Source organism: Hymenobacter setariae, assembly GCF_007713685.1.
GTDB classification, from domain to species: Bacteria; Bacteroidota; Bacteroidia; order Cytophagales; family Hymenobacteraceae; genus Hymenobacter; species Hymenobacter setariae.
Genome location: NZ_VMRJ01000001.1, coordinates 1,423,170 through 1,438,573, shown reverse-complemented (window position 1 = coordinate 1,438,573; position 15,404 = coordinate 1,423,170). Strand labels below are relative to the sequence as shown.

Here is a 15,404-nt window from a genome sequence, read left to right as displayed (position 1 = left end):
TAACAGTAAGTGGGCAACCACCGTTCGGGCTTTTGCCGTAAAAGACGCTGGCTTTTATTTTACCAATAGGCATACCGCGCCCCTTATCCACGTTGATGAAATCAGTTTTTCCGCACCTAGTACCCGTTGCTTTTGCCGGGCTGGCCCTAATAACCAGCTGCGCCACTACCACTACCGAAAAAGAGCGCCCCACTAGTACCACGGTAGCTACCCCCGTAGCTGCCCCCGCCCCAGTCACCCCTGAAACGGCCACGGCCACCACAGCCTCTACGGAGGGCAGCGTATCGGTAGCCGCACTAGATGCCCCCGCTGCCGAGGCTACCGATGCCACGGCTGACCCCACCGCTCCCTCGGCCGCAGAAGCCTCGGCTGCCCGCGCTGCTGAAAAGAAGATGACGGCCGCTGACTATAAGTACCAATTGGCCCGCGCCAACGTGTCGCTGCGTACTAATCCTCGCAACCCTAGGGCGCTGCTAGAGCGCGCCAAAGCCAATTCCAACCTCAAGAACTACAAAGACGCGGCCCCCGACTACGCGGCCGCCCTGCGTTTGCAGCGCAACAACCCCGACTTATACTATAATAAAGGCGTTAATGAATTGATGCTAAAGCAGTACAAAGCCGCTTCCAACGACTTTAGCGGGGCCGTAAAGTACCGGCCCGATGACAAGGAAGCTTTCTTTGGACGGGGCGTGGCCAAGATGCAGATGTACCAGTACAAGGCCGCCGTATCGGACTTCACCCGGGCCATTGCTATCGATTCACTCTACGCCGATGCTATTGAGTACCGCGGCATCAGTTACGCCAGCTTCGACCGCCTGAAGGAGGCCCGCCGTGACCTCACCAAGGCCGCCCAACTCAATCCTGAAGCCGAAAAAAGCCTGCGCCGCTATGGCAAAGGCAACAGCCTAGTGCGAGGCGGCAATAAGTAGCCGCCCTAGGTTCTCTTAAAGCGACAAAGCCACGTGGACTAGCTCCACATGGCTTTGTCGCTTTAAGCGTGTCAAGTAAATGCTAATTTGGTAGCGCTAGGCCGCCAGCAGCTCCACATGCCCTAGGTGATGCTGGCCGTGCCAGGTGTACTGCACCAGCGCTTGGTCGAGGGTAAGGGTGGTGTGGTAGCGCGGGTGGTAGAAAGTGCGCTGCCACTGAGCCTCGGTGAGGTGTTGAAGCAAGATAACCCAGCGGCTGTGCAAGCTTTCGAGCAAGGCCAGCGACACGGTAATGGGAGTAGCGGCCACGTCGGGCAGCTCAGCCCAGGCGGCTTCGTCGAAGGGCCGCACGGTGGGATTGTCCTCCGTGAGCGCCAATCGGAAGCGGCCATACAGATTGAGGTGGGTATCGGCCACGTGGTGAATAACTTGGCGACCCGTCCAACCACCGGGGCGGTAGGGGAGCTGTAGGCGCTCACCGCCTGCCCGGCGGGCAGCGTCAGTCAATCGGGCAGGTAGGTCGGCCAGTTGCTGAATGTAAGGAGCGCGCTCGGCCGCCGTGAGTGGGGCCGTAGGCAGCTGCGGCCGCCCCACAGGGTAGCGCAAGTGTTCGTCGGAAACAGGCGTAAGCATAGAAGAAAGCAAGGTTAAGACACCAGCAAAGCTAAATGCCCTAGGTGGTGCCGCCCGTGCCAAGCATACAGTGCCAGGGCTTGGTCTAGGGTAGAAGCACGCTTGCTTTCAGGATGGTAAAACGTGCGTTGCCACTGCGCCTCGGTGAGGTGGTGCAGCAGCGTCACCCAGCGGCTATGCAGGCTCTCTAGCAGCGCCAGCGACACGGCGGCGGGCGTGATTGCTACATCAGGCAACTCGGCCCAGGTGCCTTCGTCGTAAGGCCGAATGGTTGGGTTATCCTCTGTCAAAGCCAGCCGAAAGCGGCAGTAGCTATTAATATGCGAGTCGGCCACGTGATGAATGACTTGCTGGCCCGTCCAGCCGCCGGGACGGTAGGGTAACTGCAGCCGCTCAACCCCAACTCGGGCGGCCATCGCGCCTAGGTCGCTGGGTAAGTCGGCTAGCTGTTGCAAGTAGGCAGTGCGCTCGGCGGGTGAAAGCGGCGCGGTAGGTAGCTGCGGTGGGCCGATAGGGTAGCGCAGGTGGTCGTCGGCAGGAGTAGGCATAAGCGGAGGCGTTAGCCCGCAAATGTAGCCGCTCTACCTACGTGATACTGGCGCGAGTTTAACGCAGCTTAACTCACACCAGTATTGAGTACTTATTTGCTCAGCTTAACGGCCCCTTCGGCACCGGTATAGGCACCCAAAACAGTTGTTGGTCGGCCGTTCAGCGTAAAGCTTACGCCTGTCACATCTTGACAAGTTGTGCGGCATTGCTCAGAAGTTTTCAAGGTAATTGTTACTTGCTGTATATCAAAATGCAGGTTAGCGTTGGGTAATACAATGCGGAAATAGGAAGGCAAGCGACTGCTCGAATCGCCGGTAAATAGCAATTGAATCCGGCGCTTATCAAATAGCACTAGTTGCGGCTGAGCAGCCGGAGCTGAGCGTAAGGTGTCAATGGGGCGTGTCAAGCGGTTATCGCTGTACTGCACCACATAAAGCGAGCGAATCTCGGTTTGTCGAAAGCCCCTGCCAGCTAAGGTGTCGGAGTCAAATACAAAGCCAGTGGATGCAATAGTGCTTGACCCAAGACATGGGTCAAAACAGCAACTACCGAGGCTTACGCAGAGGAATAGACCTAGTAGGGTAGTAGATAGCGTCATGATATATGGCTGGCAAACGATTTGATTTCCAAAATGATGATTGGTTCGCTCTTGTTGGTTGCATCGCGCTAGTCGCACATGTAGGCGAGCTTTACCAGAATCAGTTAGAAGCCGCATTACACGCAAAACCCCCGCGCCAGCCTTACAGCCAACGCGGGGGTTTTTGTTAATTGGCAATTGCCAAGCTACTACATGTTCTTCACAATTTCCTCAGCAAACTCGCTCGTTTTGAGCAGTGTAGCACCTTCCATCTGGCGCTCAAAGTCATAGGTCACGCGCTTGCTGGCGATGGCGGCTTCGAGGCCTTTGTTAATGAGAGCAGCGGCTTCTTTCCAGCCTAGGTGCTCCAGCATCATTACGCCCGAGAGGATAACCGAGCCGGGGTTCACCTTGTCTTGGTTGGCGTACTTGGGCGCAGTGCCGTGGGTCGCTTCGAAGATGGCGTGGCCGGTTACGTAGTTGATGTTGGCGCCCGGCGCGATACCGATGCCACCTACGATGGCAGCTAGCGCATCGGAGATGTAGTCGCCGTTCAGGTTCAGGGTCGCTACTACCGAGTACTCGGCGGGACGGAACAGGATTTGCTGCAAGAAAGCATCAGCGATGCTGTCCTTGATGATAAGCTTGCCTTGTTCCTGCGCTTGCTTTTGCAGGGCGTCGGCTACTTGCTGGCCCTGCTTAGCCGCGATTTTATCGTACTGCGCCCAGGTGAACACTTTAGCACCGAACTCCTTCTCGGCCAGCTCGTAACCCCAGGTTTTGAAGGCGCCTTCCGTGAACTTCATGATGTTGCCTTTGTGCACCAAGGTCACCGACGGCAGCTTGTGCTCGAGGGCGTACTTGATAGCGGCGCGCACCAAGCGCTCGGTGCCTTCTTTCGACACCGGCTTGATGCCAAACGACGACGAATCGGGGAAACGAATTTTCTTCACGCCCATCTCGTCTTGCAAGAATTCCAGCATCTTCTGGGCCTGCGGCGTGCCGTTCATGTACTCGATGCCGGCATAGATGTCCTCCGTGTTCTCGCGGAAGATGACCATGTTAGTCAGCTCGGGGTGACGCACGGGCGAAGGTACGCCTTCGTAGTAGCGCACGGGGCGCACGCAGGCGTACAGGTCTAGCTCCTGGCGCAGGGCCACGTTGAGCGAGCGGATACCGCCGCCTACGGGCGTAGTCAGCGGGCCTTTAATGCCTACTAGGTAGTCACGGAATGCGTCGAGGGTATCATTGGGGAGCCAGTTATTGAGTTGCTTATACGCTTTCTCACCGGCTAGCACTTCTTTCCATACCAGCTTCTTCTTGCCGCCGTAGGCTTTTTCTACTGCTGCGTCAAATACGAGCTGTGAGGCGCGCCAAATGTCCGGCCCGGTGCCGTCGCCCTCGATGAAGGGGATAGTAGGTTGGTCGGGAACGTTGAGCTTGCCATTCTTAATGGTTATTTTCTGCTCTGCCATGAGGAAAAAAATTGTTCTGTTTAGTCAGGTTGGGGGGTGGGAAGGGAAAAGTCTTTAATCGTCATTGGTAGGTAACGGCTGCCAGGCTCTAGCTGAGCACCAACAACTGCTAACTACCAATGGACAACTAGGAAGCTAGTAGCCAAATATTTCTTTCAGGCTCAGCTGCTCCACAGTGCCATACTTGGCCAGCTCCTTGAAGTTGAGCCGGTCCTTGGAGCCGATAACTAGGATTACCTGGTTTTGGCCTTTCACCTTGGCTTGCTGAAATTTCTGAAGCTCGCCGAAGGTCATGTTCTGCGTCTGCTCATACACGTCGCGGCGCAGGTCGTAGTCGAGACCTAGGCGGCGAGCGCGCTCGTAGCTGAGCAAGATGTTTTCGTGGGTAATACGGTCAGTAGAAATGCTATTGCGGATGGACTGCTTGGCAATCTGCAAGTTGGCTTCGGCCATTGGCAGGTCGGTGAGCAGGTTTTCCATGCCGCTCATGGCCTCGGGTAGTTTGTCGCTCTGGGTGCCGATGTAGCTCACGATGTAGTTTGAGCGCCCAGTTTTGTCGGCATTTGCGTAGCGCGACGAGGCCGAATAGGCCAGCGCTTTGCTCTCACGCAAGTCCTGAAACACGATGCTGCCCATGCCACCGCCGAAGTACTCGTTGTACAAAGCCACCGTGGGAGCCAATGCCTTACTGTACAGGTCACCCTTGGTCAAGAACAGGATTTCAGCCTGCACCATCTTGTAGTCAACCCAATAGACCTTCTTGTCTTTCAAAGGTTGCTCCACAAAATCCTTAGCGGCCGGTACTGGCTTGAGGGTAGCGGGCGTGCGGTGGTTAGCGCGCAACACATTTCCTAGGTCAGCTATTTCACGCGGGCCGTAGTACAGCACGCGGTGCTGGTAAGTCGGCAGGTTTTTCAGCAGCGCCGTCAATTGTTCAGGCTTTAGGGCCTTGAGTTGCTGCTCGCTTAGTATGTTCGTAAACGGATTCTTAGCGCCATACTTGGCGTAATTCAGCATGGCCGCATTCAAGATGACGCCCTTGTTAAGCTTGGCGTCCTGGCGCTGTTTCAAAATGCCAGCCACCATGTTTTGCAGGGCCATGGCATCGGGGCGGGGTGCGTTGAGCAGCTGCTCAAATAGCTTCACGGCCGCCTCTAGGTTGGTGTCGAGGCCGCTGAGGCTCATCAAGATGCGGTCTTGGCCGCTGCTCACCGCAAACGAGCACCCTAGCTTGTAAAACTCTTGCTGAAGCTGTGCCGCCGTGTAGTTGCCTGTCCCTAGGTACTGCAAATAGTCGGTAGCCAGGTCAAGACGCGGGTCATTGTTGCTGCCCAGGTCGATGGCGTAGAACAGGCTGAACAAGCCGTTCTCCGTATTGTGCGTGTAGTACAGCGGCAGGCCGGGCTTGAGGTCGGCCGTTTGAATGTCCTTTTTGTAATCTACAAACACCGGCGCGAGGTCGGTGGCGGGCAGCTTGCTCACCTCAGTGTAGTAGGCTGAGGCTGCGTCGCGGTTAGCGGGCACTGGCGTGATTGCGGGCTTCACCACCTTCACTGTGTTAGGGTCGGTGCCGGTGCGCTTATAGACCGTCACCGAATTGGGGCCGTAGTTGTCGTTGGCAAACTTGACAATTTCGGCCTTCGTGATGGTGCCAAAATCCTCCTGCTGCTTCACATAGTCGGCCCAGCTCACGCGCTCAATAAAGGCCTCGTACATGGCGCCAGCGCGGGCCTCGTTGCTTTCGTAGCTCTTGGTGAGGTTCAGCTTCTCGTTATTCACGATAGCCGGAATCAGCCACTCGGGGAAGTCGCCTTTCTTCACCTTGTCTACCTCGGCCAGCATCAGGTTGCGTACCTCTTCCAGCTTTTGGCCCTGGCGCGGGCTGCCGTACAAAATGTGCGTTGAGTAGTCGTCATTTAGGTCCGTGAAGCTGCTGGCTTGCAGTACCTTTTGCTGCTGGTTTAGGTCCAGGTCAAACAAGCCCGCCTGACCGTTGGTCAGGATTTTTTCCAGCATTCGTAGGCGCAGCGCGTCGCGGGTGGCCTTGCCCGCAAAGCGGTAACCCACCATCACGTTTTCTGCCGCGGGGCCTACTACTTCTTTAATAATGGGGGCTGCGAGCGGCTTCTCGACCGGCGCGTTGAACGCGGGTACCGGCTTGGCCTGCCAATCGCCGAAATACTTATCAATCAGCCGAATGGTTTGGTCGTAGTCTAGGTCGCCGCTGAGGCACAGAGCCACGTTGCCCGGCACGTAGTACTGATTGAAGTACTTTTTAATCTCCGTAATCGACGGATTTTGCAAGTGCTCAATCGTGCCGATGGTCGTTTGGGTACCGTAGGGGTGGGTAGGGTAGAGGCTGGCGTTGAGCGTCTCAAACTCCTTGCTAAAATCCGAATCCAGCCCGCGGTTTTTTTCTTCATACACCGCTTCTAGCTCGGTGTGAAACAGACGCGGTACCATTTCCTTAAAGCGCTCGGCTTGCACCGCCGACCACTTTTCGAGCTGGTTGCTCGGAATATCCTCCTGGTAAACAGTTTCCTCGTTGGAGGTGTGCGCATTAGAGCCCTTCGAGCCAATGCTGCCCATGAGCTTATCGTACTCGTTAGGCACCGCATAGCGCGCGGCTACGCCCGAAATCGAGTCAATCTGGTGGTAGGTGCGCTTGCGGGCGGCTGGGTCGTTGCGCTGGCTGCGGTACGTTTCGTACAGTGCCTCTATCTTGTCGAGCTGCGGCTTTTCCTGCGCCCAATCTTTGGTACCTAGGCGCGAGGTGCCTTTGAATACCATGTGCTCAAGGTAGTGCGCCAAGCCAGTAGCCGTAGCCGGGTCATTCTTGGAGCCCGCCCGCACCGCGATATAAGTTTGAATGCGTGGAGCATTCTTGTAATCAGAGAGATACACCGTTAGGCCGTTGGCCAGCTTGTACACGCGCACGCCCAGTGGGTCGTTGGGGGCAGTGGTGTAAGCGTATTCTTTGGGGGTAGCTACTGCGGCCGTAGTGGGGGAGGTGGCGGCGGCCGTCGCGGCGGGTTTGCTCGACTGGCATTGGGTAGTGAGGCCCAGGGCGGCTAGGGCCGGCAGGAGCAACAGCGACGGTTTATTCACAATTTTTCTGGGCAGAGCGCAGGCAGCTTTCGATAGGGGCACAAAGGTAGAAAGTCATGCGGGGAATAAAAAACAAAAGTTTGTCTTATATTACCCTGGCCATAAGTGGCTAATGTCAAAATATGATGTTAATAGACAGTGTGTTGCATAATGGAGGTTTCAGGCGCCTAAATAGCCTCAAGCCGCGTATGTGCAAAAAAGCCCGTATTTTCCCCCTTTTTTAGCTAGCCTTGCTGAGCGGCCTAGCCTGGAAGCCGCACTAGCGCTCGCCTAGGGTAGCGCAACTGATTAGAAATAAGCCAAACGCCAAAACGCCCGCCCGCAATACTCTTGCGGGTGGGCGTTTGACTAGGGTACTACCCTCAAAAGGGCTATTCAGTAGGCGCCGGTGCTGCCGTCTCGGCGGCTGGTGCGCTACCCTCGGCGGGGCGAGGGCCACGGCCGCTGCGGTTGCGGCCGCCCCGCTTGCGGCGGCGTTGGCCTTCCGGCTTTTCGCCTTCGGCGCGGGGTTCGCGGGGAGTATCGGCGGTGCCTTCGGGGCGCGGCTCGCGGGGAGGGCGCGGGGCCCGCGGCGGGCGGGCAGTGCCTTCCTTAGCCTCACCTTCGGGGCGAGGCGGGCGGCCTTCGCGGGGTGGTGCTACGTAGGGCGCTACTGGGGCCTGGCCCGCGTCGATAGCGGCTAGGCGGGCGGCGGCTTGGGCTAGGCGCTCAGCGCGTTGTGGGTCATTTTTGGCATCGCCTTCGCGGCGGGGGCCACGGTCGCGGCCGCCACCGCCTCCACGGCGGTCGCCTTCGGCACGGGGTGGGCGCGGGCCACGGTCGCCACCTTCGCCTTCGCGGCGGGGGCCACGGTCACGGCCGCCATTGCGACCACCTTCGCGGGGGCCGCTTTTGCCGTGCAGGCCGCTAAAGCGCTTGGGGTCAAACTCGGGCGCTGGGCCGTAGCCTAGGCCTTCGGTGATGGCTTGCTTCTCGATTTCGCGCTCAATGAGCTTCTCGATTTTAACAATGCGGTCCTGGTCCTGGTCGGCAATGAAAGTAATGGCCGTGCCCGTAGTGGCCGCTCGAGCCGTACGGCCGATGCGGTGCACGTAGTCTTCGGCGGCGCGGGGCACGTCGAAGTTTACGACGTGGCTCAGCGAGTCGATGTCAATGCCGCGGCTCACCACGTCGGTGGCTACTAGGATAGGAAATTGCTTGTTTTTAAAGGCGCGCATGGTTTGCTCGCGCTCTTCCTGGGTGCGGTCGCTGCTAATGCCTTGGGCAGGGTAGCCCAGCTTATTGAGCGAGCGTACGATGCCCGCTACGGCCGATTTCTTCGACGTAAACAGCACCATGCTCTGCACGTCCTGGGCCTTGATGAGGTGCTCCAGTACGGGTAGTTTCTGGTGGTCGAAAGTCATGTAGAATTGCTGGTTAATGCCAGCCGCGGGCTTGCTCACGGCGAGGCGCACCTCGTCGGGCTCATGCAAAATCTGCTGCGAAAAGTCGCGGATTTTGCTGGGCATGGTGGCCGAGAACAGCAGCGTCTGCCGCTCTTTAGGTAGCTGCCGCACGATGTTGAGGATATCGTCGGAGAAGCCCATGTCCATCATCTTGTCGGCCTCGTCGAGCACTAAGTACTTCAGGTCCTCAAACTTGACGTAGCCGAGCTGCATGTGGGCGATGAGGCGGCCGGGCGTGGCAATAATAATGTCAGCGCCGCTAGTGAGCGCGCGCTTCTGCTGCTCCCAGTTTTCGGACTTGCCGCCGCCGTAAATGGCGATGGATGAAGCTTCTACGAAGTAGCCAAAGCCAGTGACTTGCTCGTCAATCTGGGTGGCTAGCTCGCGGGTAGGCACTAGAATGAGCGTGGAAGTGGTGCCGTGCCCGGCGTGCGAAATCTTGTCGAGCAGCGGCACGAGGTAAGCAGCCGTTTTGCCGGTACCGGTCTGGGCGCAGGCGATGAGGTCTTTGCCCGCCAGGATTTTCGGAATCGCCTGCTCCTGAATGGGCGTGGCGTTGAGGTAGTTCATGGCATCCACGCCGGCCAGCAGGTCGTCGTGGAGATTAAATTCGTGGAACGTCAAAGGTTCAGCTAATAAAGTGAAAGAAGAGGGGCTGACCTTTATAAGTCCCGGTCAGCGAACCGCGGTTAGGTAGTTGTTAGCGGATAGCTGCTAGTCAAGCCGTTTTAAACTGACAATAACCAACTACTCCCTGATAACTATCAACAAAGGTACACGGAATAAGTGCCCAGCTACCGGCTACCTTCGCTGGCATGTCGCTCGACCGTTTTTCCGCCCAGGCTGCCCAGTACGCCCGCTATCGTATTGATTACCCGCCCGAACTCTATGCCTGGCTCTTACCGCAGGTGCCGGGCCGCACCCGTGCCTGGGACTGCGCCACTGGCAATGGCCAGGTGGCCGCTGTGCTGGCGCAGCACTTTCAAGAAGTAGAAGCTACTGACCTTAGTGCCAGTCAGCTGGCGCAGGCGCCAGCGCTACCCAATGTGCGCTACCAAGTAGCTACGGCCGAGCACACGCCCTTCCCGGACGAGCGCTTTGACCTGATAACGGTGGCGCAGGCTGTACACTGGTTCGACCTGCCGGCGTACCATGCCGAGGTGCGGCGCGTGGCTGGCCCCGGCACGGTGCTCGCCGAGTGGGGCTATAGCCTGGTCCAGACTGGCGAGGCTGACCTAGATGCCCTGATTCTGCATTTTCATAACGAAACGGTGGGGCCGTATTGGGATGCCAACCGCTGGCACGTGCTAGATGAGTACGCACGGCTGCAATTCCCGTTTGCTAGGGTGCGCCGGGCGCATTTTCCGGTACGCAAGCAGTGGTCGGCCGAGTGGTTTTTGGACTACCTGCGCACGTGGTCGGCGGTAGCCAACTACGCCCGGCAGCACGACGGTGCCGATGCGGTGCTACTGGTGGCCGAGGAGCTGACGCAGCTGTGGGGCGAGGGCGAGCGGGAAGTAGTATTTCCGGTTTTTGCGCGGGCCGGAATAGTGCGCTGAATAATAGAGCTTCGCTAGCTGCGTTGGCCCCATGTTAACTAGCTAAATCATATGGCAGTGTGGGTCACGCGGTTTCGGGGAATATGGCTGTTTTACCGCGAGGTAGCGCCGGTGCTGCTGTTTATAAGTGCGGCGTTGCTACTAGTAATGCAATTGCCAGCAATGATGCAGGTGCCGGGTTTGCACGAGGAAAAGGCAAGCGGCATGTCAGCCGGCCTGTTGCTGGCCAAGCTACTAAGCGGACTGGCGGTGTGGTACTTAGTCAATGAGTTGCGACCCCAGCGCTACTGGTTTTACTACAACCTTGGGCTGTCGCGCGCCTGGCTGTGGGGCGGCGTGGCCGCCCTTGATGGTAGTTTGTTTATAGTAGCGGCCCAGATAATAGCGCGGTTATGGGCATGAAAAATGAGTACGTCGGCAGCGGCTTGCGCGTGCTAGAGGCTGATGGCATCCGTGTTGCCTTCGATGGCCGGCCAATCTTAAGCGACATCTACCTGCGTGTGCAAACCGGCCAAGTGGTGGGACTATTGGGGCGCAACGGCAGCGGCAAATCGACGCTGCTGCAGGCGGTATTTGGTGCTCGCGCGGTGCCCGATGCTTCGGTGCGCGTAGATGGCCGCCGCGTGGTGCCCGCCTTCCAAACGCCGGGCTTGGTTAACTACTTACCGCAGGCGCCGTTGCTGCCGGCAGGCCTTACGCTGCGCCGGGCCGCCCGGCTGCTAGGCGTGGACCCGCTGGCGGCCAGCGCGGGCTTCCCGGAGCTGCCAGCTCAGCTCGACTGCCACCTAGGTGAGCTGTCGGGCGGTTCGGCGCGGCTGTGGCAAGTGCTGTTGTTGCTACATGCCAATACGGCCTTCTCGCTATTCGATGAGCCATTCACGGGCATTATGCCGGTGCACGTAGAAACCCTGGGGGCTGCCTTTCAGCAGGCCCGCCAGCGCAAAGGCCTGTTGCTGACCGACCACCGCTATGCCGAGCTGCTGCCGCTATGCGACGTGGTATACCTGCTACAGCAAGGCCGCCTGCTGCGACTTGGACCCAACTTTCGGGACGAGCTGGTGGAGTACGGCTACTTGCTGGCTTAGGAGCGGCGAGGGACCTAGGGCCCGCGCCCGGCCGCGCACTGCCAACTTGCGTACGCATTTTCTAGCTACACCTATCCCTATGGCACTTCCGCTTCCCTTCGCTGGCCTACGCGTACTAGAGCTGGCCGCCGTGCTAGCCGGCCCCCAGGTGGGTCAGTTTTTTGCCGAGCTTGGGGCCGATGTACTTAAGATAGAGCCCCTAGGTGGCGATGTGACGCGCACTTGGCGCGTGCCCGGCGATAACCCCGACACCTCCGTGTCGGCTTATTTTGCCTCGTCTAACTGGGGCAAGCAGGCCAAGGCGCTCGACCTCACGCAGCCTGCTGCCCAGGCCGAACTGCACCAGCTGGCGGCCGTAGCCGATGTGCTACTCGCCAGCTACAAGCCCGGCGATGCCGCCAAGCTGGGCGTAGACTACGCCACGCTGGCCGCCGCCAACCCGCGGCTTATTTATGCGCAGCTCACGGGCTACGGGCCAGGCTACAACCGGGTGGGCTACGATGCCGTGCTGCAAGCCGAAACCGGCTTTATGCACCTCAATGCGGCTAGTCCGCACGACCCACCGCAGAAAATGCCGGTGGCTTTTATCGACTTGTTTGCCGCGCACCAGCTCAAGGAAGGCATCCTCACGGCGCTGTACCAGCGCGAGCGCACCGGCCTAGGGTGTTTGATCGAAGTCAGCCTATTCGATAGCGCTCTGGCTTCGTTGGCCAACCAGGGGGCTACCTGGCTCACGACTGGCAATGACCCCGTACCGCTGGGCTCGGGCCACCCTGGCATCGTGCCCTACGGCACCGTATACCGCGCCGCCGATGGCCAGCGGCTGGTGCTGGCGGTGGGCACCGACGCGCAGTTTCGCACCTTATGCCAAGTGCTGCAACGCCCGCGCTGGGCCGATGAGCCCCGCTTCAGTACCAACCCGGCGCGAGTGCGCCACCGCGCCGCCCTCGAAGAGCTACTGCTGGTGCGCATAGCCGAGCTCAATGGCTGGGCCCTACTGCACGAGCTGGCACGGCTAGGGGTGCCGGCCGGGGCAGTGCGCACCGTAGGCGAAGCCCTCACCACTGACCTAGCCCAACCGATGCTGCTACCACCCGCGTCGCACTTTCCGACCCTAGGGCTGCGCACAGTAGCTTTTCGCAGCTCGGCGTGGCCAGTAGCGGCCGCCCTGAGCGCGCCGCCCGAGCAGCCCTGATGTTGGATAAAAGGCGCAAGAATATAGAAAAGTAACGCGAAACCTAACTCCACCGTTGAGGTTGCTTACACCTCTTCTTTCGCTATTCTTTCCGTGTATTTACTACGCTTTTTCGCTAGCGTGCTGCTAGGCTGGCTGGTGCTGGCTGCCCGGCCCGCACAGGCCTACTCGGTGCTCAGCCACCAGGCCAGTATCGACTCATGCTGGGTTCCTTACATCAAGCCAACGCTGGAGCGGCGCTTTCCCGGCGGCACGCCCGACGAACTGCGCGATGCCAAGGCCTACGCCTACGGTGGCTCCATTATGCAAGACATGGGCTACTATCCCTTTGGCTCGCACTTGTTTACCGACCTGGCCCACTACGTGCGCTCGGGCGACTTTGTCGAGAACTTGCTAAAGGATGCTAAGGACCGCAACGAGTACGCCTTTGCTCTAGGTGCCCTGGCGCACTATGCGGCCGACATCTACGGCCACGAGGTGGGTATTAATAAATCGGTGCCGCTGTTGTTTCCAGACCTGAAAAAGAAGTATGGTCCCGTCGTCACCTACGAGCAGAACCCCACGGCCCACGGTCGCACCGAGTTTGCCTTTGATGTGACACAACTAGCGGCAGGCCGCTACCGCACCAGCGCCTACCACGATTTTATTGGCTTCAAGGTGAGCGAAGACTTGCTAGAGCGGGCCTTTGTGCAAACCTACGGGCTGCATATGAAGCAGATAGTGCTGAATAAAGACCTGGCCATTGGCTCGTATCGCTTTGCGGTGCGCAACCTTATCCCATTGGCTAGCCGGGCCGCTTGGCGTGCCAACCGGCACGAGCTGCGCAAAGTGAACCGCCGTATTCGACGCCGCGACTATATCTACAAGGAAAGCAAAAGCAAGTTTGAGGCGCAGTACGGTACTCATTATGAGCGGCCGGGCTTTGGGGCGCGGGTGCTGGCCGGCGTCATTCAGATTTTGCCGAAAGTAGGCAAGCTCAAGTCCTTGAAATTCATTGCTCCTACGCCCGAAGCCCAGCGCATCTTCAGCCAAAGCTTCCACGAAACGGTGGTGAACTATGCCCACATGCTGAGCCGGCAAACGGCGACCGTGGGTCAGGCCCCGCAAATGCCCAATGTGGACTTTGATACCGGCCACCCCACCAAAATTGGCGAGTACCCGCTCGCCGACCGCACCTATGGTGAATGGGTGCGCGAGCTGGCCAAGGATGATTTTAAGCAGGTGACGGCGACCATGCAGCAAGACATTCTGGCTTTTTTCAACAGCGCGGCCATCTCAAAAGAGCCCGTTGATGCAGACGAGAAGGAGAGAGATAAGCGCCGCGAAACCCTGGATGCGGTGGCTAAGCTGCGGGCGCTAAAGCTATAAGGCGCCTAGCTGCCACCTAGGTCCTCTCTCACTCGCTTTTCTTCACCTTGCTATGCGCCCGCTCCGCCTCTTGCTCCTGCTTATGCTGCTGGCCCCGGCGGCCCCAGCAGCGGCGTATTCGGTGCTCACGCACCAGTCCATCATCGACTCGACTTGGGATAAGAGCCTGCTGCCGCTGCTGCAGCGGCGCTACCCGGGCGCCACGCCCGACCAGCAAACCGAGGCCAAAAGCTACGCCTACGGCGGGGCCATCATCCAGGACATGGGCTATTACCCATTGGGTGCCAGCCTGTTTACCAACCTGACGCACTACGTGCGTTCGGGCGACTTTGTGCGCAACCTGCTGCTTGGGGCCCGCAACCGCAATGAGTATGCCTTTGCCCTAGGTGCCCTGGCGCACTACGCCTCCGACAACGAAGGCCACCCCGAAGCCACCAACCTCGTACTGCCTAATACCTACCCCGAGAAGAAAGCCGAGTTTGGCCCTGTGGTGACGTATGAGCAGGCGCCCATCAACCACACCGAGGTCGAGTTTTCGTTTGATGTGGTGCAGATAGCCGCTGGGCGCTACCGCTCGCAGGAATACCACAAGTATATTGGGTTTCGGGTCGAGAAAGTGCTGCTGGAGCGGGCCTTTCGCCAAACCTACGGCCTAGAGCTGGGGCAAGTGCTGTTCAACGTAGATGCCAGCATCGGCGCGTTTCGGCTGGCTGTCAACCAACTGCTGCCCGCCGCAGCGCGCGCCGCCTGGCACAACCAGCGCGACGCAATACGCAAGGCCAGCCCCACTGCCCGCCGCCGCGACTACGTGTATCATACCAACCGCCGCAAGTTTCGGCGCGAGTACGGTAGGGAATACGAATGGCCCGGCTTCGGCGCCCGGCTGCTATCGGGCATCCTCAACATCTTGCCTAAGGTGGGGCCATTGCGGGCCTACACGTTCCGGGTGCCATCTACCGAAGACGGAGCCCGGTTTCACAAAAGCTACGGTGCTTCGCTGGCCAGCTTCCGGGCTCTCACGGTGGCGCAGCCCACCGACACGGCCGCCATTGCCCCTAAGGTGCCCAACACCAACCTAGACACCGGCAAGCCCACGCGCCCCACCGATTATATCCTGGCTGATGTGACCTACGACGAGTTGCTGCGCGAGCTGCACAAGCGCAAGTTTGAGCACCTCACGCCCGCGCTCCAGCAAAATATTGTGGCGTATTTCGCCGCTGGCCCGCCTCCCGGCGCGCCGCCCGCTCGCTACACCAAGGCCACTGAAGACGAGCAAAAAGACTCGAAGAAAAACCGCCGCCGTCGCCGCGAAGCGCAAGAAGCGCTCGCCGAGCTGCAGGGCCACAAAATGTAAGCTGCCGCCGACCTAGGGCATTCAATAAGAAGGGTTAACAAGCAGTAGCAACAATAGTAAAAGCTGCTGCCTAGGTTGGCTTTATCAAGGAATAGTCTTGCTTATACCAGGGGCCGCCATGTAGGAA

The 15,404-nt window shown here is 58.9% G+C and carries 13 protein-coding genes; 7 read left to right on the top strand and 6 right to left on the bottom strand.

Going from position 1 to position 15,404, the window contains the following annotated elements; translation table 11 throughout:
- Positions 1-95: 95 nt before the first annotated feature.
- On the top strand, positions 96-929 hold the full coding sequence (locus FNT36_RS05930) for a tetratricopeptide repeat protein (RefSeq protein ID WP_144845297.1): 834 nt from the start codon (positions 96-98) through the stop codon (positions 927-929).
- 96 nt (positions 930-1,025) lie between these two features.
- Here FNT36_RS05930 and FNT36_RS05925 read toward each other — a convergent pair whose 3' ends face one another.
- The 6 genes from FNT36_RS05925 to FNT36_RS05900 form a co-directional block, all read right to left on the bottom strand.
- Complete coding sequence (locus FNT36_RS05925) at positions 1,026-1,562, bottom strand: YfiT family bacillithiol transferase (protein ID WP_144845295.1); 537 nt, start codon at positions 1,560-1,562, stop codon at positions 1,026-1,028.
- Positions 1,563-1,576: 14 nt separating this feature from the next.
- Positions 1,577-2,110, bottom strand: a complete 534-nt coding sequence (locus FNT36_RS05920; protein WP_144845293.1) for a YfiT family bacillithiol transferase — start codon at positions 2,108-2,110, stop codon at positions 1,577-1,579.
- A 92-nt stretch (positions 2,111-2,202) separates the two neighbouring features.
- Positions 2,203-2,709 carry a hypothetical protein gene (locus FNT36_RS05915; RefSeq protein WP_144845291.1) on the bottom strand — a complete coding sequence of 169 codons (507 nt, stop codon included), beginning with the start codon at positions 2,707-2,709 and terminating at the stop codon, positions 2,203-2,205.
- Positions 2,710-2,897: 188 nt separating this feature from the next.
- Positions 2,898-4,163, bottom strand: coding sequence for an NADP-dependent isocitrate dehydrogenase (gene icd / locus FNT36_RS05910; RefSeq protein ID WP_144845289.1), 1,266 nt, complete (start codon positions 4,161-4,163; stop codon positions 2,898-2,900).
- A 135-nt stretch (positions 4,164-4,298) separates the two neighbouring features.
- On the bottom strand, positions 4,299-7,271 hold the full coding sequence (locus FNT36_RS05905; protein ID WP_233635706.1) for a M16 family metallopeptidase: 2,973 nt from the start codon (positions 7,269-7,271) through the stop codon (positions 4,299-4,301).
- A 371-nt stretch (positions 7,272-7,642) separates the two neighbouring features.
- Positions 7,643-9,340 carry a DEAD/DEAH box helicase gene (locus FNT36_RS05900; RefSeq protein WP_394348935.1) on the bottom strand — a complete coding sequence of 566 codons (1,698 nt, stop codon included), beginning with the start codon at positions 9,338-9,340 and terminating at the stop codon, positions 7,643-7,645.
- Between the two features lie 191 nt (positions 9,341-9,531).
- On the opposite strand from FNT36_RS05900, the gene FNT36_RS05895 reads away from it, so the two are divergent.
- From FNT36_RS05895 to FNT36_RS05870, 6 genes are all read left to right on the top strand, one after another.
- The gene (locus FNT36_RS05895; protein ID WP_144845287.1) at positions 9,532-10,275 is read left to right on the top strand and encodes a class I SAM-dependent methyltransferase; all 744 of its coding nucleotides are present in this window, start codon (positions 9,532-9,534) and stop codon (positions 10,273-10,275) included.
- A gap of 51 nt (positions 10,276-10,326) precedes the next feature.
- Positions 10,327-10,677, top strand: coding sequence for a hypothetical protein (locus tag FNT36_RS05890; protein WP_144845285.1), 351 nt, complete (start codon positions 10,327-10,329; stop codon positions 10,675-10,677).
- Positions 10,674-11,360: an ATP-binding cassette domain-containing protein gene (locus FNT36_RS05885; RefSeq protein WP_233635705.1), complete on the top strand. Its 687-nt coding sequence runs from the start codon at positions 10,674-10,676 to the stop codon at positions 11,358-11,360. Before FNT36_RS05890 ends, FNT36_RS05885 begins: the two co-directional genes overlap by 4 nt.
- Before the next feature lie 79 nt (positions 11,361-11,439).
- Entirely contained in the window at positions 11,440-12,555 is a 1,116-nt protein-coding gene (locus FNT36_RS05880) for a CaiB/BaiF CoA transferase family protein (protein WP_144845281.1), read from the top strand.
- A gap of 93 nt (positions 12,556-12,648) precedes the next feature.
- Positions 12,649-13,923, top strand: a complete 1,275-nt coding sequence (locus tag FNT36_RS05875; protein WP_233635704.1) for a zinc dependent phospholipase C family protein — start codon at positions 12,649-12,651, stop codon at positions 13,921-13,923.
- Positions 13,924-13,975: 52 nt separating this feature from the next.
- A complete protein-coding gene (locus FNT36_RS05870) occupies positions 13,976-15,277 on the top strand; it encodes a zinc dependent phospholipase C family protein (RefSeq protein ID WP_144845277.1) in 1,302 nt (433 codons plus the stop codon).
- The last annotated feature ends 127 nt before the right edge of the window (positions 15,278-15,404 follow it).

Bases quoted from the DNA above. Each gene is read 5' to 3' on its own strand.
- FNT36_RS05895 (WP_144845287.1), top strand. From the start codon at position 9,532: ATGTCGCTCGACCGTTTTTCCGCCCAGGCTGCCCAGTACGCCCGCTAT.
- FNT36_RS05880 (WP_144845281.1), top strand. From the start codon at position 11,440: ATGGCACTTCCGCTTCCCTTCGCTGGCCTACGCGTACTAGAGCTGGCC.
- FNT36_RS05870 (WP_144845277.1), top strand. From the start codon at position 13,976: ATGCGCCCGCTCCGCCTCTTGCTCCTGCTTATGCTGCTGGCCCCGGCG.
- FNT36_RS05920 (WP_144845293.1), bottom strand. From the start codon at position 2,110: ATGCCTACTCCTGCCGACGACCACCTGCGCTACCCTATCGGCCCACCG.
- FNT36_RS05915 (WP_144845291.1), bottom strand. From the start codon at position 2,709: ATGACGCTATCTACTACCCTACTAGGTCTATTCCTCTGCGTAAGCCTC.
- FNT36_RS05885 (WP_233635705.1), top strand. From the start codon at position 10,674: ATGAAAAATGAGTACGTCGGCAGCGGCTTGCGCGTGCTAGAGGCTGAT.
- FNT36_RS05930 (WP_144845297.1), top strand. From the start codon at position 96: ATGAAATCAGTTTTTCCGCACCTAGTACCCGTTGCTTTTGCCGGGCTG.
- icd (WP_144845289.1), bottom strand. From the start codon at position 4,163: ATGGCAGAGCAGAAAATAACCATTAAGAATGGCAAGCTCAACGTTCCC.
- FNT36_RS05890 (WP_144845285.1), top strand. From the start codon at position 10,327: ATGGCAGTGTGGGTCACGCGGTTTCGGGGAATATGGCTGTTTTACCGC.
- FNT36_RS05925 (WP_144845295.1), bottom strand. From the start codon at position 1,562: ATGCTTACGCCTGTTTCCGACGAACACTTGCGCTACCCTGTGGGGCGG.